This is a genomic window from Bergeyella cardium (assembly GCF_009914665.1).
GTDB lineage: Bacteria > Bacteroidota > Bacteroidia > Flavobacteriales > Weeksellaceae > Bergeyella_A > Bergeyella_A cardium.
The window spans coordinates 1-20,051 of the sequence record NZ_CP029149.1 but is presented as its reverse complement, the minus strand read 5'-3'; the positions used below and the strand labels follow the sequence as shown (position 1 = coordinate 20,051).

The 20,051-nt window shown below is 42.3% G+C and carries 19 protein-coding genes; 11 read left to right on the top strand and 8 right to left on the bottom strand.

Going from position 1 to position 20,051, the window contains the following annotated elements; translation table 11 throughout:
- Positions 1 to 7 precede the first annotated feature (7 nt).
- Together DBX24_RS00090 and DBX24_RS00085 are read left to right on the top strand one after the other, a co-directional pair.
- Positions 8 to 1,855, top strand: coding sequence for a M1 family metallopeptidase (locus DBX24_RS00090; RefSeq protein ID WP_160223580.1), 1,848 nt, complete (start codon positions 8 to 10; stop codon positions 1,853 to 1,855).
- 270 nt (positions 1,856 to 2,125) lie between these two features.
- Positions 2,126 to 2,950 carry a T9SS type A sorting domain-containing protein gene (locus DBX24_RS00085; protein WP_160223579.1) on the top strand — a complete coding sequence of 275 codons (825 nt, stop codon included), beginning with the start codon at positions 2,126 to 2,128 and terminating at the stop codon, positions 2,948 to 2,950.
- Positions 2,951 to 3,023: 73 nt separating this feature from the next.
- Here DBX24_RS00085 and DBX24_RS00080 read toward each other — a convergent pair whose 3' ends face one another.
- Positions 3,024 to 4,295 carry a replication-associated recombination protein A gene (locus DBX24_RS00080; RefSeq protein ID WP_160223578.1) on the bottom strand — a complete coding sequence of 424 codons (1,272 nt, stop codon included), beginning with the start codon at positions 4,293 to 4,295 and terminating at the stop codon, positions 3,024 to 3,026.
- A 74-nt stretch (positions 4,296 to 4,369) separates the two neighbouring features.
- Between DBX24_RS00080 and yidD the strand changes: the two genes are divergently transcribed.
- Positions 4,370 to 4,627 carry a membrane protein insertion efficiency factor YidD gene (gene yidD, locus DBX24_RS00075; protein ID WP_160223577.1) on the top strand — a complete coding sequence of 86 codons (258 nt, stop codon included), beginning with the start codon at positions 4,370 to 4,372 and terminating at the stop codon, positions 4,625 to 4,627.
- Between the two features lie 120 nt (positions 4,628 to 4,747).
- Here yidD and DBX24_RS00070 read toward each other — a convergent pair whose 3' ends face one another.
- The 3 genes from DBX24_RS00070 to DBX24_RS00060 are packed head-to-tail and all read right to left on the bottom strand — an operon-like array spanning position 4,748 to position 8,098.
- Positions 4,748 to 5,482: an ABC transporter ATP-binding protein gene (locus DBX24_RS00070; protein WP_160223576.1), complete on the bottom strand. Its 735-nt coding sequence runs from the start codon at positions 5,480 to 5,482 to the stop codon at positions 4,748 to 4,750.
- Positions 5,483 to 5,485: 3 nt separating this feature from the next.
- Positions 5,486 to 7,708, bottom strand: coding sequence for an FUSC family protein (locus DBX24_RS00065; RefSeq protein ID WP_160223575.1), 2,223 nt, complete (start codon positions 7,706 to 7,708; stop codon positions 5,486 to 5,488).
- Between the two features lie 36 nt (positions 7,709 to 7,744).
- Complete coding sequence (locus DBX24_RS00060) at positions 7,745 to 8,098, bottom strand: hypothetical protein (RefSeq protein ID WP_120488907.1); 354 nt, start codon at positions 8,096 to 8,098, stop codon at positions 7,745 to 7,747.
- A 157-nt stretch (positions 8,099 to 8,255) separates the two neighbouring features.
- On the opposite strand from DBX24_RS00060, the gene DBX24_RS09495 reads away from it, so the two are divergent.
- Positions 8,256 to 8,414 (top strand): macro domain-containing protein, encoded by a 159-nt coding sequence (locus DBX24_RS09495; RefSeq protein WP_309568992.1) that lies wholly within the window; start codon positions 8,256 to 8,258, stop codon positions 8,412 to 8,414.
- Between the two features lie 28 nt (positions 8,415 to 8,442).
- Positions 8,443 to 8,682, top strand: a complete 240-nt coding sequence (locus tag DBX24_RS09490; RefSeq protein WP_374210811.1) for a macro domain-containing protein — start codon at positions 8,443 to 8,445, stop codon at positions 8,680 to 8,682.
- 136 nt (positions 8,683 to 8,818) lie between these two features.
- On the opposite strand, the gene gldG is transcribed toward DBX24_RS09490, so the two are convergent.
- From gldG to DBX24_RS00040, 3 genes are read right to left on the bottom strand one after another with little or no spacing between them, the layout of a single operon-like run.
- Entirely contained in the window at positions 8,819 to 10,465 is a 1,647-nt protein-coding gene (gldG, locus tag DBX24_RS00050; protein WP_160223574.1) for a gliding motility-associated ABC transporter substrate-binding protein GldG, read from the bottom strand.
- A 33-nt stretch (positions 10,466 to 10,498) separates the two neighbouring features.
- Positions 10,499 to 11,227, bottom strand: coding sequence for an ABC transporter permease subunit (locus DBX24_RS00045; protein WP_120488909.1), 729 nt, complete (start codon positions 11,225 to 11,227; stop codon positions 10,499 to 10,501).
- A gap of 4 nt (positions 11,228 to 11,231) precedes the next feature.
- Positions 11,232 to 11,780, bottom strand: a complete 549-nt coding sequence (locus tag DBX24_RS00040) for a CopD family protein (RefSeq protein ID WP_160223573.1) — start codon at positions 11,778 to 11,780, stop codon at positions 11,232 to 11,234.
- 84 nt (positions 11,781 to 11,864) lie between these two features.
- On the opposite strand from DBX24_RS00040, the gene DBX24_RS00035 reads away from it, so the two are divergent.
- From DBX24_RS00035 to DBX24_RS00010, 6 genes are all read left to right on the top strand, one after another.
- Positions 11,865 to 13,208 (top strand): GDSL-type esterase/lipase family protein, encoded by a 1,344-nt coding sequence (locus DBX24_RS00035; protein WP_160223572.1) that lies wholly within the window; start codon positions 11,865 to 11,867, stop codon positions 13,206 to 13,208.
- Between the two features lie 59 nt (positions 13,209 to 13,267).
- Positions 13,268 to 15,217, top strand: coding sequence for a threonine--tRNA ligase (thrS, locus tag DBX24_RS00030; protein WP_160223571.1), 1,950 nt, complete (start codon positions 13,268 to 13,270; stop codon positions 15,215 to 15,217).
- 54 nt (positions 15,218 to 15,271) lie between these two features.
- A complete protein-coding gene (infC, locus tag DBX24_RS00025; protein ID WP_160223570.1) occupies positions 15,272 to 15,799 on the top strand; it encodes a translation initiation factor IF-3 in 528 nt (175 codons plus the stop codon).
- Positions 15,800 to 15,900: 101 nt separating this feature from the next.
- Positions 15,901 to 16,098 (top strand): 50S ribosomal protein L35, encoded by a 198-nt coding sequence (rpmI, locus tag DBX24_RS00020; RefSeq protein WP_120488914.1) that lies wholly within the window; start codon positions 15,901 to 15,903, stop codon positions 16,096 to 16,098.
- A gap of 134 nt (positions 16,099 to 16,232) precedes the next feature.
- A complete protein-coding gene (gene rplT, locus DBX24_RS00015) occupies positions 16,233 to 16,577 on the top strand; it encodes a 50S ribosomal protein L20 (protein WP_120488915.1) in 345 nt (114 codons plus the stop codon).
- 183 nt (positions 16,578 to 16,760) lie between these two features.
- Positions 16,761 to 18,383 (top strand): ABC transporter ATP-binding protein, encoded by a 1,623-nt coding sequence (locus DBX24_RS00010; RefSeq protein ID WP_374210831.1) that lies wholly within the window; start codon positions 16,761 to 16,763, stop codon positions 18,381 to 18,383.
- A gap of 222 nt (positions 18,384 to 18,605) precedes the next feature.
- On the opposite strand, the gene dnaA is transcribed toward DBX24_RS00010, so the two are convergent.
- The gene (gene dnaA / locus DBX24_RS00005; protein ID WP_120488917.1) at positions 18,606 to 20,051 is read right to left on the bottom strand and encodes a chromosomal replication initiator protein DnaA; all 1,446 of its coding nucleotides are present in this window, start codon (positions 20,049 to 20,051) and stop codon (positions 18,606 to 18,608) included.

Here is a 20,051-nt window from a genome sequence, read left to right as displayed (position 1 = left end):
ATCGTTAATGAAAAAACTAATCTTGGTCGCTTCGGCTTTATGTTTTGGAGGATTGCAGGCGCAGAAGTCTCCGCACTATTATCAGCAGCACGCAAAGTATAAGATGGATATAGAGGTAGATGCAGAGAACTATACCTACACGGGGAAGCAGACGATTCAGTACACAAATAACTCCCCAGATGAGCTCTCTGTGGTTTATTTCCATCTGTATTGGAATGCTTTTAAGCCAGGCTCGATGATGGACGAAAGGGTGAAAAGCCAAGGAAAGAACGCCGATAAGAGATTGCAGGCAAATGGAGTGTCTAGGCTTTCCCTTATCCCAAAGGAGCAGGAAGGGAGGCAGAATATTCATTGGATAAAGCAGAACGGCACACCGCTTCGCTTTGAAGTGCAGGAGACGGTGATGAAAGTCTATCTCGATAAACCGATAAAGCCCAACACTACCACCTCGCTGAGTATGGAGTGGGAGGCTAATATCCCAATGCAAATCCGCCGCAGTGGGAGGAATAATTCCGAAGGTATCGATATGACGATGACGCAGTGGTATCCTAAAATTGCTGAATACGATTATGACGGCTGGGCAGCGTTTGACTATATCGGTAGGGAGTTTCATTCGCCGTTTGCGGATTTTGATGTGAGCATCAGAATAAATAAAGACTATGTGATAGGCGCAGGTGGAGTACTCATTAATCCTAATGAAGTAAAGGGCTATTCTCCTACGGCTGAAATCAAGACTGATACATCGGGCAAGGCGGTATGGCGGTGGTCGGCAAAGAATATCCTCGATTTTGCTTGGTCAGCAGATAGAGACTACACCGTAGAGCAGTTCGATGTGTTGGACGGACCTAAAATCTACTATGTCTATCAGAAATCAGACAAAACGAAATATTGGGAGGAATCCAAACCTTATATCCAACGCTATTTCCAGATTATGAACAACACCTTCGGCAGGTATGCTTACCCAAGCTATGCCTTTATACAAGGGGGAGATGGCGGTATGGAGTACGGTATGTGTACAATGATGCTCGGTGAAGCGCGTAGCTTGGAGGGGCTCGTAGGGCTAATGGCACACGAGGGCGCACATTCTTGGTATCAGCAGATGGTGGCAACCAATGAGGCGATGCGCCCGTGGCTAGACGAAGGCTTTACCAGCTACGCAGAGACCTATACAATGTATAACCTCTTCCCACCGAAAGAGCCTCAGCCCAATCCTTTCTCATCTACCCTAAATTCTTATATCCAATTTACCAAAACGGGGCAGGAAGCGCCAGCATCTTGGCTCGGCGATCATCACGACAGTGGCTCGGCATACAGCTACGCATCGTATGTGAAGGGCGAGCTCTACCTCGTGCAGCTCGGCTATATTATGGGTGAGAAAAACCTGTCTGCCGTGCTGAAAAATTATTTTAATGAATGGAGCCTGAAGCACCCAACCGATAGAGATTTCTTGCACATAGCCCAGAAAACCTCTTCTATGGACTTAAAATGGTTCCACCACTACTGGATTAATACCACCAAAACGATAGATTATGCCATTAAGAATGTAAGTTATTCAAATGAGGGCACCACCATAACCCTCGAGAATAAAGGCGGGATTCCTATGCCGATAGATTTTAGTGTATTGACTAAGGATAAAAAGATACTCAACTACCACATCCCCACCAACCTTACCCGCACTTGGAAAACCAGCGATATCTATGGCAACCATACGAGCTTGGACTATTGGGCTTGGACGAATAAGGAGTACACTTTTACTCTCCCGCTAAAAAAGTCTGAAATCTCCGTGCTCGGTATTGATTTCTCCCAAAGAATGGCCGATGTAAACCCAGAAAACAACTTCTTAGAACTGAAATAGCTCTATTGAGTTTGCTTTTTATACTTACGCCTCCTTTTGGGAGGTGTTTTTTTGTGGAGGGGTAGATGTTTATGGATTATAGTAGCAAAGCTAATAATAGATTTCCGATGAAAAATTTCGCTTATAATATACAAATTTTTATTAAAATATCAAGAATATTAGCAGATGACATTTATCTTGTCATAAAACTTGTTTTGTTACTATAAATAGGCTTATCTTAGTGGCACGAAAAAGATTATTAATTATTAACTATTTAAAATTTTAAAGACTATGAAAAAGTTTTATTCAATTTTGTCAGTGTTTGCTATTGGTGCAATGATGAGTGCTCAACAAATGCCAGCATTTGCAGGAGCAGATTTCGAAGACTGGTCTGCTTTTATAGGAGGGCTTAACAAGTATGGTGTAAAACATGCTGAGCAAGGAGTAGGTAGAGGTGTAGATGGTTCTGCTTCCCTACATATTAATAACTCTGATGGTAAGAAAAATGATTATGTATTTACTGCGAATGCACCGAAAGGGCTTCCTACTAAGGGAGAAGCGATTAGTTTTCAAATAAAAGGTACTTCAAATAAGTCTTTGTCCATAATGGTACATCATGGTGGTGGTAATTCTATCTTCAATCTTGAAAGTTTAATAGATGGTTCTAAAGATGAAGTGGAAATTGAAGCATCTTCAAAAAATGGATATACAGGTACGATTGATACCCAAGGAAAATGGGTGAAAGTTAAACTTAATCTCTCTGGTATTACTGATTTGAATACGGCAGAAGGGACTCAGTTCTTTATTGTTAAATTAGGTAAGGCAGGTACTTTTGATTTAGACTTAGACAACTTCGTCCTCCATAGTACTGAGCTTAGTACAGCAGAGCATAGCTATGCAAAAGTTGATTTTATTAAGAACACAATCGTAAGAGATAACCTATTCTTCTCTACAGATTCAGAGGTGAAAATCTTTAATACTGCTGGTCAATTGGTAAAAACAGCAAAAGTAGCTAAGGACGGTGCGCTTAATCTATCTTCTCTACCAAAAGGTGTTTATATTGTAGCAGGAGTAGTAAATGGTAAATCTGTTTCTCAGAAAATCGTTAAGGAGTAAGTTTGATATTTCATATTTTTAGATTGTTTTGAAACTCGCTATCGGCTTCCTATTAGGAAGCCGATAGCTTTTTTTAGTACTTATCTTTCCATTTTTTGGTGAGTTCATCTTTTATTTTCTTCTCGGTAGAGTTATTCCCTGGCTCGTAGAACCGAGTTCCAGAAATCTCTTCGGGGAGGAACTCCTGCTCGGTAAAGTTACCGTCATAGCTATGTGCATATTTATAATCCTTGCCATAGTTTAGGTCTTTCATCAGTTTGGTTGGTGCGTTTCTCAGGTGTAGGGGTACGGGGAGGTCTCCTGTTTTCTTCACAAAGGCAAGGGCTTCGTTGATCGCCTTATAGGTAGAGTTGCTCTTAGGTGAAACTGCCAAATACACCGCTGTTTCACTCAAAATAATCCGCGCTTCGGGGTTGCCAATAACATTTATCGCCTGGAAACAGTTGTTTGCTATTATCAGCGCATTAGGATTTGCCAGCCCTATATCCTCAGATGCGAGAATCAGCATTCGCCTTGCGATAAACTTAATGTCTTCTCCACCGTTCAGCATTCTCGCGAGCCAATACACCGCTGCATTTGGGTCGCTCCCTCGTATAGACTTTATAAAAGCAGAGATAATATCATAGTGCTGCTCACCATTTTTATCATAAACCGCCATTGTTTCTTGGAGTACGCTCAAAATATCCTCAGTTTTAATCTCCCGTTTGTGGCTGTTTTTGTACTGATTTAAAACCAATTCAATAGAATTGATAAGCTTGCGCGCATCTCCCCCAGAATACTGAATAAACGGCTGTTTATCTACGAGATTAAAGTCCGTTTGGTTGATTTCATTGAATTTTGATAAAGCAATACCTGCCACTTCTTCAAGTTTCTCATAGCTCAGGGCTTTTAGGATATAAACCTGAGAGCGGGAGAGCAGTGCAGAGACCACTTCAAAGCTCGGGTTTTCAGTGGTGGCACCAATGAGAATGAGCCACCCCTTTTCCACAGCGTGGAGCAGGGAATCTTGCTGAGATTTATTAAATCTGTGTATCTCGTCTATGAATAAAATAGGCGATTTCCCAGAAAAGAGGTTCTGTTTTTTTGCTTGCTCTATGACTTCCCTTACTTCCTTCACACCACTGGATACCGCCGAGAGGTTAAAAAACTTCCGCCCAGATTTTTCAGCGATAATTTCAGACAGCGTAGTCTTCCCCGTACCGGGAGGTCCCCAAAAGATAAGCGAGTTCAGTGTATTGTTCTCAATCATCTTTCGGATGGGTGCGTTTTCTCCTGTCAGATGCTCTTGTCCGAGTACATCATCGAGGTTTTTGGGGCGTAAAATCTCAGCTAATGGGGTATTCATTTCGTCGGTTTAATGACTGCAAAAGTAAAGCATTTGCACCAATATGTCATTAAATTAATTACCTTTGCGCGGCTATGAAAAAGGTTTTAAATCATATCATTCTCTTTCCTTTTCTCTTGCTGATTAAGGTATATCAGTGGGGGATTTCTCCTCTTCTGGGGCGTAACTGCCGTTATCAGCCCACCTGCTCGCACTATATGGCGGAGGCGCTTCGTACGCACGGGCTCTTCCGTGGGCTTTCTCTCGGGATTAATAGAATCCTGAGGTGCCACCCTTGGGGAGGCAGTGGCTATGACCCCGTTCCAAAGAAAAAATCAGGCTGCAAGCCGTAAGCAATAGACTATACGCAAGAATCACCTCAAATTCTGGTTTAAAGCGATTTTTTTTGATGAAGCTCTGAATGAATCTCCTTAAATTTAATATTCATTAGTCAAATTCTGACTATAATTTCATTAAAACACCCCTCCATTTATCAAATCATCAAAATTGGATTCTAAAATTACCGTACCGATGAGCTCTTCTGGACTGCCTGACTGGAGAGATTGGTCGGTGATGTACCAAATTTTATCGGTGAAGAACTTCGCGATCCGCCAGTCGTGAGACGAAAAGAGGATGAGCTTGTGATATTCCTTTGCGAGCCTCCTTAGGAGCTTGAGGAGGGCGATTTTATTCTGCTCGTCAAGGTGAGTGGTGGGCTCGTCTAAGAGGATGACGGGGGAGTTTTGCACGATTGCCCTGCCGATAAACGCTTTTTGTAGATTGCCATCCGAGAGGTTTTGCAGCGGGCAGTACTTATACTCATCCAAACCGAGCAGGTGGATGGTTTTTGAGACCTCCGCCCTGTCCTCCTCGCTCAGCCTGATGTAGTAGGGATAATGGATGAACTTGCCGAGCGCAATAAGGTCGGTAGTGGTGTAAAATGCAGGGATTTCGTACTTGGAAAAGACCACTGCGATGTATTCCGCTACTTCCTGTGCTGAAAGCTCGGAGGCATCTCTGCTATCAATTGAGATTTTTCCGCTAAGGAGGGGGAGCTGGCTTAGAATCGTCTTGATGAGGGTGGTTTTCCCCGTGCCGTTATTCCCCATCATCAGGCAGACCTCGCCAAGCTCTAAGTCGGCATTGATGTTCCTAATGAGTGGCTGCCCATAGCCTACTTCTGCATTTTCCAAACTGAGAAATCCCATAGCTTAAACCTGTTCTTTATAGTTTTTTTCTACCACCCTGCGCTGCTCCTTCACTACATCGTAGATGAGGCTGAGGAGGTTCTGCACATTCTCTACTTCGGCGAGGTGTATTTCTTGTGCCTCTGCCTCATCGGGAGCTATTTCCCTCGCTCTCTGCTCTGCGAGGAGGGGGGTGAGCTTATCCTTAGGCTTTATTTTCCCTTGCTCGGGGTATTCTGCCTCTCCGAAGAAGGATAAAACCTTCTGAAACTCGAGTTCTATTTTGAGTTTCCAGTTGGTGATGTCTATTTCTTCGGTAACATCTTTATTCATCTTTGCATATTGAGACAAGGAGGCGATGTATGCGGTACTCAGGTGCGAGGTAGTTACAAATTGGTGGAGGGCTTCCATCTTGCTCTGTTGGTTTTTCGGGTCCGAGAGCATTCGCTGGAAGTTGGCAGAGAGATTGGCAAGGGCTATCATCGCGTCTTTCCTCTCCAGCCTGAATCTTTCATCATCAAATACGAGGGTTTCCAGCGCGCTCATCACTACATCAAAGTAGTTTTTATTGTAGCGCACGGATTTCTTCATCAGGTCTGCATTCTGGGTATGCTCCCAAACGGGCAGCACGAGGTAGGAGACGAGAAATGAGATAACGCCCCCTATAAAGGTATCAAACAGCCTGTCCTTAAAGATGACATCTACATTGCCGGGGTTCACGAAATTAAAGGTGAGGAAGATATAGACAGTCATAAAGAAAACCGCCGTAAAATACTTGCTCCTAAGGAAGGTAAAGCAGATAATCATACTGGAAAGCAGCCACGCTAAAAGCACATTATGGTCATCTACAAAGTACAATAAGCCGTAGGAGAACACGCCACCCGCAATAGTCCCGTATAACCTCAGGAGGTTCCTGCTTTTGGTGATAGAGAATGAAGGTTTCAGAATCGCCAGAATGGTGATGAGTATCCAGTACGAATGCCCAAGGCTAAGCACATCTACAAACGAGAAAGCATAGCCTATCAGCAGGGCTAAGGTAAGCCTGATTGCGTGGCGAAAGTGTTGCGAATCTATTGATATATTATTTTTGAGCACTCTGTAGCTGAGCTTTTCTTCCTTTGGGATAAATTTCCCATAATCTAAGCCGGAAGAAAGGCTCTTCGCGAGCTTCTCGTCTTGGTAGAAGAAGTTATAAATCCCTTTTATATCCTTGGTTATATCATTTACTCTGATGAGAATATGCCTCAGTACGATGAAGTTTTTGTGGCTCCCGGCTTTTAGTTCGCGCTCTCGCATTGCGAAGTATTCTTTATAGAGCTCGGCGTGTTTTTCATCCAAGTTGTGGAGGAGGCTCACCTTATTCCCCCCTTGGAGCGCGATGCCGATATTGGTCATCTCTTGGCAGAGGAGGAGGAGGAAGTCGTGTATCTTTGGGAGAAAGCCCGTCTCCCCAAAATCCTTCTGCATCGTTTCATAATCGCTCTCGGAAGTCATTAGCTTCTCGTGAAGCTCGAAAGAATTGAGGAGCATCAACATCAAGAGGCGGCTCGTGGTGGTAGATTCATTCACCAGCGTTCGGGTTTTAAAAACCGTCTCGCGAGTGCCTTCCTGCAGCTCCTTAATCTGTATCTGCTTATTGATGAGCAGCCCATTAATCTTGGAAAAATTAGGATTTGGGAGGTATAATCTCGCTCGGATGCTAAGGAAATTCGCAAGCTCTATATAATTCTCACCAATCATCTGAGAGGCGAGCTTGTAGGGCTGAATTTTAGACACCACCAAAAAGATGAAAACAAACCAAAGCGAGCCTGCAAGGAAGATGAGAAGGTTCTTCCACAATGGTCCTTGTGCCAAGTGCGGGTCTATAAATATCGCCATTACGATGAGGGCGATGGAGCCTACCGACATCAGCCGCTGACCATACACGCCAATCAAGGTGAAGAACATCCCCAATACAAAAATAAGCAGGAAGACCAGCGGCACTATCTCCTTTACCAAACCCGAGAGTAAGGCGACAAAGAAAAAACTTACCACTGCGAAGAGCTGCGAATTTCTCCTCCTAATGAAAGGTCCGGGCAAGTCCGTAAGCCCCACAAAGCTCGTTGCCAATGGGAAGAGGAAATACTCTTTCAGTACACCGAAGTAGGCAAGGACGATCGCTGGGACTACACACGCAAGCGTAATCCTCACCCCAGCATACACATACTGCCCCGTAGCAAATTTCTGTAACTCTGTCTTGTAATACATCTCATAGAAAATTTCTGCGCCCCAATCTCTCCCCGCCTACTTAAAAGCCTGCCACCTCGGCACCGTTACCAAGAGCACTAACGAAAAGTAGAGGAAGAGGATAAAGACATCAAAATATAAAAACGAGGATAAAAAATAGCTGTTGAGCAAAAAATGCACAGCCACCGCTAATGGAAAAAGAAAAACGCCCAGCTTTCGGTACAGATAAATAAGCACCAGCGAGACTACCCAAAGAATATCCACTGCAAAAATAAGGTAGAAATACCCGCTCGGGATATTGACCTCCCTACGCTGGACAAACTCTACCCCATCGAGGTTAAAAACCACAGTAGAGACCACAAAAGTGAAGACCAATGCCAGTATAAAGCCAGTAGATTTCTTCGTTTCCATTTGGTGAAGCATTTAAAAATCGAACAAAAATACCAACTTCCATAAGATTGACAAAGAATAGGGGCTGTTTCCAATCATATTTTACCTATCTTTGGGTAGATTAAATATTTTTATCCAATTATTAATTAAGAATTTCAAGAAATAGCAATTTAAGGATATGGTTCGTATTATTCAAGGAGATATTACTAAAATAGAGGTAGATGCTATTGTAAATGCTGCCAATATCTCTCTAATTGGGGGAGGGGGAGTAGATGGAGCTATCCACAAAGCAGGAGGGCAGGAAATCCTTGAGGAATGTAAAAAAAATCCGCAATAGGCAAGGAGGCTGTAAAGTAGGAGAAGCAGTGATAACAATCTCTGGAAAGCTTCCTGCAAAATTTGTGATTCATACCGTAGGATCTGTTTGGAATAATGGAAAGGATAATGAGGCACAATTGCTGTATTCTGCGTATTTAAATTGTCTGAATCTCGCTATAGAGAATGATGTTAGAACAATTGCTTTCCCAAATATCAGTACAGGAGTTTATAAATTCCCAAAAGAGCAGGCAGCAAGGATAGCCATTAAAGCAGTAAATGATTTTTAGAGCCCAATAATAGTCTGAAAGAAATTTTCTTCGTCTGCTATGATTCTGAGAACTATTCTATTTACTCTCATCTTTTAAATACAGAATAGGAAACTAAGGTAGGGCTTATTCCTCTTTTGAGGGGAAAAGAGATTGATTATCCTCGACGGTAGTGGTAGATTAGGGTAATCAGACCCAGCAGTAGTATAGGGAGGAGGAGGTTGAGCCATTGCCAGTAGGTTTTTTCATCGTAGATGCGCTGTCTGTCGAGCAGTCGGGCTTCGATATTCCTGTTCCGAAGGGCGATGAGGTTGCTATCGTCAAGGAGGTAGTCAAGGGCATTTCTCAGGAACTGTTCGTTGCCGTAGTACTGGTCATTCATTATATCGTAGCCGAGTGGCATTGGTTGGTCTTTTATCACTTTATTTCGCCCTACATCTCCGTCGGAGATTAGAATCATTTTATTTTCTGAGCTTGTAGAGGCTTTGAAGTTGGGGAAAGATTTTCGCTCGCTTCGGGTAGCGTAGGCGGAGGGGAATTTCCCTTTTAATGAAACGGCGAAGATTTTCGGTGGGGTGGGGCGCTCCATCTGTCCGAGGGAGTCGGTGCGGATGATTTCATTGAGCGAGATAAGGTTGGGAACGGTTTTGAGGAGGGTTCTGTCGCTGGATTCAAAGAGGATTTCTTTTTTTATTCCTGCTCTTTGGAGGGTGTCTATGGCTGTGGGGAGCTCGAATTTCACGGGGTTGATGTTTCGGGTAATGGCGCTGCTCCCTTCCGCTATTCCGAGAGGGAAATACGGCCAGAGGAAGGAGGAGTATTGTGGGTTGCCAGCGATCTGCCCCGTTTGTAGCCTTAGCAGTGCGGATTTTTTTAAGTCTTTTACCAAAGCGGAGTTGATGCGCACCCCGTAGTTAAAGAAAAAGTCGGTCATATTAAGGTCTATCGGGTATGCCATTATCTCTTTGGATTGGAAGAGGGTGTCCATCTCGGCATTCACAGCGTCTATCATCCAGAGGGTTTTCCCGCCGTTCATAATGTATTGGTCGAGGATAACTTTCTCGCCATCGGTAAAGGGTTTTCGAGGTTTTGCAATGACTAATGCCTCTACTTTTTTGAGCGTAGGGAGGTCGTCTAAGGTGAGTTCTTTTTGATTCTTGGGGATGATGGGGCCAGCGTTATAATTCTCGAGCGCCATATCCATAAATCCTTGAAATTCCTTTGGGCTTAGCTCGTCTTGATTAACGAGTATACCGATATTTTTCCTTTTCTCTTGGCTAATGTTCTTCATTGTGGAGATGAGGTTGTACTCGAGGTTCTCAATGGAGCGGTTGAGCTGGTCATCAGCGGAAATCCCCGTCTGCTGTACGATGAGGGGGATGGTAGCGCCTGCGCTTTTGTACTTCGCTACGGCATAGGGGAAGATAACGATTTCGGAGACTTTACCGTCCTTAGAGCTCGGCAAGATGGAGGGCTGCATACCCATTGCCATCAGAGTTTCCTGAGACATTTTCTTCTCTAATGGGTCTATAAACTCAAAATCTATATTCGGATTTATTCTTCGGAATTCTTCCAGCATAAAGCGGGTTTCGCTCTGCAGCTGTTTAAAGGAAGCGGGAAAGTTTCCCTCTAAATATACATCCACTTTCAATGGTTTTTTAATGCTTTTTAAAACCTTTACGGTGGAGGGAGAAAGGGTGTATCTTTTCTCTTGGGTAAGGTCTATCCTAAACTGAAAAATACCGATAGCCCCAAGAAAAATCAGGATGAGAAATATAAAGAATACGATGTTTTTTCTAAGCATTTGAATAAGTATTAATGATTAAAACTTGAGGCATTATTTCTTTTTTTCTACTAATAATACGGATGCACCTATCATCAGTGAGATAATGAAGAGGAAGTAGAAGATATCTCTGCTGTCTATAAGCCCACGAGTAAAGGCGATGTAATGCTTGTAGAACCCTAAACTTTGCAGGAAGTAATCCACATTTCCGAGTAGGCGGTAGCTCGCCAGCTGCTCTACTCCGAAGAAGATGAAGAAGCACATAAATACCCCGAGCAGGTAAGCCATTATCTGGTTCCTCGCGATAGATGAAGCCAAAAGCCCTACGGCGGAGAAAGCCCCTATCAGCATAATGAGCCCGAGATAGCTCCCTAAGGTAGCCCCAGCATCTAAGTTGCCCTCAGGCACGCCGAGTACATATATGGTGTAGAGATAGACGAGAGAGGGGAGCAGGCACATTATCCCAACAGTCCAAACTGAGAGGAATTTCCCGAGCACAATGTCCCTAACCGATACAGGCTGTGCAAAGAGCCAGATTAAGGTGCCTTGCTGCTGCTCTTCGGCTATGGTTTTCATAGACAGAGCGGGGATGGTGAATAGCAATAGCCACGGCGCAAGCACAAAATAAGCCTGCAAGGAAGCCGTACCTATATCAAAAATATTAGAATCATTCTCAAAGAAAAAGAGAAATAGCGCTCCTAATATCCCAAAAACTCCAATGATAATAAAAGCAGTAAAGTTCCCAAAGCTCTCAAACAGCTCTTTCTTATAAATACTCAGCATATTTTTAATTCTTTTTCTTACGATTAACCTGTTTTACAATCATCATTATCACAAAAACTAAAGCGAAAAACCCGAGCAACAACTGCCATCCATAGTCAATTACCTGTTGCTTTAATATCACAGTGAAGACAATTAGAAAGAGTATAAAGGTGGCGATTTCATTGTATTGCCTCAGCTTGATATTCGGTGTTTGCAGGCTTTCCCCCTGAAGGTTTTTCAGTTCTAAAACCTTTCTCCACGCCCAGTAGTGATAGCCAGCGAGGGCAATCAGTCCCGTTAGTTTCAGGTGGAACCAGGGCATTTTCATCAGTGTAGGGTTTAGCATTATCAGTATTAGTCCAAAGACGAGCATCAGTACGCCAGCAGGGGCGAGGATGATGTTCCACAAACGGCGAAGCATATAGATATATTGCTCGCGGAGGATGGTTTTCTTCTCCTGCGGAAAGCCGTCAGTATCTTTATAATAAACGAAAAGCCGAACGAGATAGAAAATCCCTGCGAAATAGCTCACCATAAAGATAATGTGCAATGCCTTGAAAATACTATATGCCATTAATGAAAATTAAGGTTGCAAAGATACCTAAAAAGGTACAAAGCCTCTGAATTTGTATCTTCGCCGAGTAAAAATTTAAAAGCGATGAAGAAAATTAGTTGGTTTGCTTTTGTAATGATATGGGGGAGTTTTACTGCCCAAACACTTGAAAATACAGCGAATCTGCAACCATTTTGGGATAAGCTCAATGCAAGAAAATCGGTGAGCAGAGTGCTCTTTTTGGGTGATTCTCATATACAGTCAGGCTATATCTCTCAGGTTTTGAGGCGAAAGTTTCAGCAGGCGTATGGCAATGCAGGTAGGGGAGTGGTTTTTCCTTATCAGCTGGCAAATTCTAATGGTTCATTGGATTTTGTAGCGAGTTCAAACCAAGCGTGGCAGACTTTCCGTACGGTTTATGAGCAAGATGTATTCCCTCAAGTAGGTGCTCTGGGCTTTGTGATGGGAAATAATGCAGATTCGTTGATAGAAATGGATTTTAAAGACCCAGAAGACGCCTTTGATGAGGTGAGAATCTATAATGATGCGTCTCTAAACGGAGAGGCATTTAGTGTTTATGAAACCGAAAAGAGGCTGAGAAATTTTGTTAAAATTGAGAAAATTTTGCTCAATTATACGGTTCAAGAAGGGGAGACCTATCCCGAACTCGCAGCGAAATTTAATGTGGTAACCACTCGACTGGCTCAGCTCAATGGTGATAAAGTGAAAAACCCAAAGGCAGGAATGCTCATCAAAGCCGAGAGAGCAACGCCTGTGTATAATACAAATTTTGAAGAGGGGCTTAGGAAGATTGCCAGTCATCATTTTACAGGAATTGAAACGAGTTTTCGCTATCCAAAACCTACCCAGCACCTGCTTCTAAGGCTCAATGGCAGTAAAGGAAATATCCTGTATGGTTTTCAGCTCCTCAAAAGCACGGCAAAATCTGGAGTAGTCTTTAATACAGTAGGGGTAAATGGCGCTACTTATGCCGATTTTTTGAAATATCCGCTTCAATTGAAGCAGCTCAAATCTACAATGCCAGATTTGGTAATGATTTCCTTAGGGACGAATGAAGGAATTAGCAGTATTACAAAGGAAGATTTTATAAAGAATGTGGGGAATCTCATTTCAGCACTTAGAGAGGAAAATAAAAACCTCTCAATCTTGCTCATTAGCCCTACCGATAATAATTTAAATCCCAAGAAAACCGCTGAAGTGGTAGATTGGATTAGCGAAGCCAGTATAAAATATAATACAGCATTCCTCAATATGTATAAGGCAACAGGGGGCAGAGGTTACTTTACTAAAGCATTAAGCCAAAAGAAAGCAAGTGCAGATAAAGTTCATTTTTTGCAGGCGGGCTATGAAGAACAGGCAATGAAAATATGGAGAGCACTTGAGGAGTATGATGATAGATACAAGGTGATATGTGTGGATACCAACTAAAAGTTTTTTTTGCTTTTAAACTAAAATTGTATTTTTGCACCTCAAAATAAAAAGAGACAATGCCGAATATTAGCCTTCCAGATGGAAGTATCCGAGAATTTAAAGAAACTGTAACACCTTTAGAAGTAGCGCAATCTATAAGCGAGGGGCTTGCAAGAAATACCATCTCTGCTCTCGTAGATGGCAAGCAAGTGGAGGTAACTACCCCTATTACTGAAGATGCTACCGTACAGCTTCTTACTTGGAATGATGACCTCGGTAAAAAGGCATTTTGGCACTCTTCTGCACACCTTTTGGCACAGGCAATCTTAGCGTTTTATCCCAAAGCTAAACTTACCATAGGACCAGCTATTGACAGTGGTTTCTATTATGATGTAGATTTCGGTGATGAGACCCTCTCTGAGAAAGACTTTGAGAAGATTGAAAAAAAGATGATTGAAAATGCTAAAAAGAATTCTACTTTCAATCTCTATTCGGTTTCAAAGGCAGATGCACTTAAAGAATATGCGGATAATCCTTATAAAACAGAGCTTATACAGAATCTGAATGATGGGGAGATTACTTTCTGCACCCACGATAATTTTACGGATCTTTGTCGCGGTGGGCATATCCCATCTACGGGAATTGTAAAAGCAGTTAAAATACTTAATGCAGCAGGTGCTTACTGGCGAGGAAATGAAAATAATCCGCAACTGACAAGGGTCTATGGTATTTCTTTTCCTAAACAAAAGGAACTTACAGAATATCTTGAGAGATTAGAAGAAGCAAAACGAAGAGACCACAGAAAACTCGGTAAGGAACTCGGGATTTTTGCTTTCTCAGAAAGAGTAGGAGCTGGGCTCCCTCTTTGGCTTCCAAAAGGTACAGCATTGAGAAAGAAACTTGAAAACTTCCTTTCTGCAGCACAGAAAAAAGCAGGTTATGAGTTTGTAATAACTCCACATATTGGGAATATAGAACTCTATAAAACCTCTGGGCATTATGAAAAATATGGAGCAGATAGCTTCCAGTCTATTAAAACTCCACACGAGGGAGAAGAGTTCCTTCTAAAACCGATGAACTGCCCTCACCATTGTGAGATATATAAGACAAGCCAGTGGTCGTACAAAGATTTGCCTAAGCGCTATGCAGAGTTTGGAACCGTGTATCGCTATGAGCAAAGTGGGGAGCTCCACGGGCTTACAAGAGTAAGAGGATTTACCCAAGATGATGCTCACCTTTTCTGTACTCCTGACCAGCTATTAGAAGAGTTTGAAGGAGTGATAGACTTGGTACTTTATGTATTTAGCTCATTAGGTTTTGCAGATTTTACTGCTCAAATCTCACTTAGGGATAAAGAGAACCGAGACAAATATATCGGTTCTGAGGAGAATTGGGAAAAAGCTGAAAGTGCAATTATTACCGCAGCAGCTAATAAAGGCCTGAAAACTGTGGTAGAATATGGCGAAGCTGCTTTCTATGGTCCTAAACTCGACTTTATGGTAAAAGATGCCTTAGGCAGAAGCTGGCAGCTTGGGACTATTCAAGTGGATTATAATCTCCCAGAGCGTTTTGACCTTACTTATGTAGGTAGTGATAATGAAAAGCATAGACCGATTATGATACACCGAGCGCCGTTTGGCTCTATGGAAAGGTTTATTGCAATTCTTATAGAGAATACAGCGGGAGATTTCCCTCTTTGGCTAAGCCCAGAGCAGTATATTGTGCTTCCAATTAGTGAAAAATATGCAGATTATGCTAAAAAAGTTTCTCAATTATTAGAAATTAACGATATTAGCGGCCTCGTAGACGAAAGAAACGAAAAAACAGGCAAGAAAATCCGAGATGCAGAGTTGAGAAAAATTCCTTTTATGCTTGTTGTAGGTGAGAAGGAGGAGCAGGAAGGAAGCGTTTCTGTAAGAAGAAGAGGAGAAGGAGATTTAGGCTCAATGAAGCTCGATGACTTTGTTCAGTACTTTAAAAAAGAAGTAGATACAGGAATAGAGTTCGGGGAAAAAGATTTGAATTAACTTTAAAATTATAATACAATAGCACAGAAATTTAGTGGCAGGGGTAGAGGGCCGATGCGCCGTCCCGTGCAAGAAGATTTACACCAGATAAACGAAAAGATTAAAGCGAAAGAAGTTCGTTTGGTCGGTGATAATGTAGAGCCAGGAGTTTATCCAATTGAGAAAGCAAGGCAGATAGCCCAAGAGCAGGAATTGGATTTGGTTGTAATTTCAGATAAAGCAGAGCCTTTCGTAGCTCGTGTTTTGGATTACAAGAAGTTCCTTTATGAACAAAAGAAAAAACAAAAGGAGCTGAAAGCTAAGCAAGTTAAGGTTGTTGTAAAAGAAATTCGTTTCGGGCCTCAGACGGATGACCACGATTATGAGTTTAAGAAAAAACACGCAGAAAAGTTCCTTGAAGAGGGTTCTAAGCTCAAAACCTATGTGTTTTTTAAAGGGCGTTCTATTATTTTCAAAGACCAAGGGGAGATTCTCTTACTTCGTTTAGCTCAAGATTTAGAGAATGTAGGGAAAGTAGACCAAATGCCTAAACTCGAAGGTAAGAGGATGATAATGATGATGAGCCCAAAGAAAACAAAGTAAAATAAAAAGGATAATCATTTCATTCCTTATTATTTTTTTAAGTATATCGCTATAACAGACATAAAAAGAATATTGATAACAAATATTAAAAGCAAACAAAAATGCCAAAGTTAAAAACTAAATCAGGTGCTAAGAAGCGTTTTGCTCTTACCGGAACAGGAAAGATCAAAAGAAAAAATGCTTTCAAAAGCCACATTTTGACTAAAAAAGAAACCAAGCAAAAGAGAAATCTTACGCAAACTTCTTATGTCGCTTCTGTGGATACAAAGAGCGTTTTAAGACAATTAGCAATTAAGTAGTTTTTATAAATCGGTTCGGTTTATAAGAATTTTTTAAAGTGTAAAATTCAACAAAAGAAAGTTTAACCCTGAAAAGGCGCCCCTAAGAGAATGAAAAAACACAGTTCCGCCCTTTTCAAAAAAACAATTAAATTATGCCAAGATCAGTAAATGCTGTAGCGTCCAGAGCACGCAGAAAAAAAGTTTTGAAGCAAGCCAAAGGTTTCTTCGGTAGAAGAAAAAATGTTTGGACTGTAGCTAAAAACGCCGTAGAAAAAGCAATGCAATATGCTTACCGCGGTAGAAAAGAGAAAAAAAGAAATTTCAGAGCCTTGTGGATTGCAAGAATCAATGCAGGTACAAGAGCACACGGAATCTCCTACTCTCAGTTTATGGGAGCTCTTAAAAAGAACAACATCGAGCTCAATAGAAAGGTTCTTGCAGACCTCGCAATGAATCATCCTGAGGCTTTTAAAGCTGTTGTAGATCAAGTTAAATAATGTAAAACTGTTTTGTTATCAATAGAAAAGCTCAGTTCTCTGGGCTTTTTTTATGCCTTTTTTTCAGTAGATTTGCAACCCTAAAATAAGAAAATGAACCAAGAGCTTACCGAGACCACTACCACTCAGCAGAATCATAAAACCTCCACTTGGGCTATCATCAGGCAGCTGTTTGGGATAGGAATGAAGCTCAGAGCTTGGTTTATTTTAGCCCTCACCCTATCTGTTGCGCTCTCGCTCGTATCCACTTACCGCCCTTATCTCAGTATGAGAATTGTAGATGAAGACATCATCAAGCTACAAGATAAGGAGCTTATGCTTACCCACATCTATCTCTTCGTAGGTTTGGTCTTTTTGGAGACGGTGCTCAACTTTTTCCTCGTCTATTTCTCCAACTTTATCTCCCAAAATGTCATCCGAGATATCAGGGAAAGGCTCTTCAAGAAGCTCATCTATTTCCGTACAGCTTTCTTTGATAAAACCCCAATCGGCCAGCTCGTAACCCGTGCCGTAGGCGATGTAGAGACCATATCCACAGTATATACCGACGGATTTCTAATGGTTTTTGGTGATATCCTCCGCATCATTTTCGTGCTTGTGATGATGTTCGCCGTAAATGCTCATCTCAGCTATATCTCGCTCGCTATCTTGCCTCTAATGGTATTCATCACCCGATTATTCCAGAAAAAATTAAAAAAAGCCTTTGGCGATGAAAGGGGGTGGACGGCCACTCAGAACTCCTTCGTGCAGGAAAGGCTCGCAGGGATGCCCATCATCCAGGTTTTTGGCAGGCAGGAAGCTGAGTTTAAGAAGTTTGATTCCATCAATCAGAGCCTCAAAGCTGCCCTCCTCCGCACCGTCTTCATCTTCTCGTTATTTTTCCCAACGGTCGAGCTCATCTCGTCCCTGTTCATCGGTTTTGTGCTGGTGTATGGCGGTTATATCACGATAACGGCAGGGGAGGTCATCGCCTTCATCCAGTTTATCAATATGCTCATCCGCCCTTTAAGGCAGATAGCCGACAGGTTTAATAACATCCAGCGCGGCATCGTAGGGGCAGAGCGAGTGCTCGGAATAATGGAAGAAAACGAGGTGATAGAGAACCTCGGCACAGTGGTTAAGGACAATTTTGATGGGAAGATAGAGTTTAAGTCCGTGCATTTCTCCTACGATGACAAGCAGGAAGTGCTCAAAGGCATTGATTTTACCGTGAGCCCAGGCGAGACCGTTGCGATTATCGGTGAGACGGGTGCCGGCAAATCTACCATCATCAGCCTGATTCCCAGACTTTATGAAATACAAAAAGGTCAGATTCTCATCGATGATATTGAGGTGAGAAGCTACGAACTCCAGCATTTGAGGCAGAATATCGGGGCGGTTCTCCAAGATGTTTTCCTGTTTCACGGCAGTATTCTCGAGAATATTTGTTTTGGGAATGAGGATATTAGCCTTGAAAAAATAAAAGAAGCGGCAAGAGAAATCGGGATAGACAGTTTTATAGAGCAGCTCCCTGGCGGGTATGATTATGTGGTGAGCGAGCGCGGCTCGTCCCTCTCGCTTGGGCAGCGCCAGCTCATTTCCTTTATGAGGGCATACCTTTCTGACCCGAAAATCCTGATTCTGGACGAGGCAACCTCCTCCATAGACACCGAAAGTGAGCGGCTGATACAGCGGGCAACCGAGAAAATCACGCAGAACCGTACGGCAATCATCATTGCACACCGCCTCTCTACGATAGAGAATGCGGACAAAATTATCGTGATGGAGCAGGGGAGAATCGTGGAAATTCGCTATCCTCGCTCGTGAGCGGCGCTGCTTTTTCAAGGCTGAAATTTAGCCTTTAATACTGCTACTCTTTTGTAGGCTTATGGTAATGAGCTGTGAGAAAGAATCTAAAATTTATTTGTATTTTTTCATTCCTCCTAATGAGTTGGGAAATTTGTGTGTATAATTTTATACGCTCTTAATCGGGAAGAAGGCGAGAAAAAATAAGCACCTTATTAGGTGCTTTTATATTTTAAATTCTGATTATTTTCCAATTTTGGCAGAGAGTTCTTTTACATACTTTTTTACTTGCTTGTCCATCTCTTCAAGGTCTTTTATAGTCTCGCAGGCGTGCATCACGGTGGCATGGTCTCTACCACCTGTCTCGTCGCCAATCCTTTTAAATGTAGCATTGGTTAACTTCTTTGCGAAGTACATAGACAGCTGACGGGGTAGGGCAATTTCTCTTTTTCTCGATTTTGAGATGAGTTTTTCCCTATCGAGCCCGAAGTATTCGCAGACTACATTCTGAATATAAGGGATATTGACGATTTTCTTCTGATTGGTCGTTATTTTATTGATGGTCTCTTTTAGCAGGTCGAGGCTCAGGTCAGATTTATAGACGGTGGAGTGTGCTATGACTGAATTAATCACTCCGATGAGCTCTCTCACATTAGAATTGACTTCACCAGCCAGAAAATCCACCATATCATCAGTGAGGACAATGCCGTCTCTGTTCAGCTTCTCGGTAATGATTTTCCTCCTTGTATCAAAGTCTGGAGATTTAATTTCAGCAGAAAGCCCCCATTTAAAACGGGAAACGATGCGCTCCTGTATGTCCTGTATATCTGCCGGTGCTTTATCTGAGGTGAGGATGATCTGCTTATCATTCTGATGCAGATAGTCAAAAATATGGAAGAAACTCTCCTGTGTAGCCTCTTTCCCAGAGAGGAACTGTATATCATCTATGATGAGTACGTCAATCATCTGGAAGAAGTTGTGGAAAGCTGCCTTATTCTGCTCCTTTGCTGCTTTTACGAACTGCTGGGTAAATTTCTCACAAGACAGATAATGCACCACTTTATCTGGATGAAGGCTCTTTACCTCCAAGCCAATAGCGTGGGCGAGGTGAGTTTTTCCTACCCCTACTCCTCCATAGATGAACATTGGGTTAAAAGCCGTAGAGCCAGGTCTGTGGGAGATGGATTTCGCTACATTGGTTGCGAGTTTATTACTCTCGCCCTCTACATAATTACTGAAAGAAAGGCTCGGGATAAGGTTAGATTCTATATTTACCTTTTTTATTCCTGGTGCTATAAAAGCATTTACGGGATTTTTTACCTTGGGAGAAGCCTGTTGTACCTTGGGCGATTGTACAGAATTTCCTTTCATATTCTGTACTACTGGTTTTTTATTTCCCGAAGGTTTATTCTCCATTACCGAATACCAAAGTTTCACCCCTTTCCCGATGTGCTTTCGGAGTGCCGCCGAGAGTAGTGAGAGGTAATTATCCTCTATATATTCTTTATAGAAGTCACTTGGCACGAGTAGGGTGAGGTTATGGTTTATCAAAGATATAGGTTCTACTTTTTCAAAAAGTAGATTAAAGTTTTTAGCTAATTTTTCAGGATCTTTCCCTTCCATTGCATTCAGATTGTCCTTCATAAATTGGAGACACTTTTCCCATATCAATGACAACTCTTGATTCAT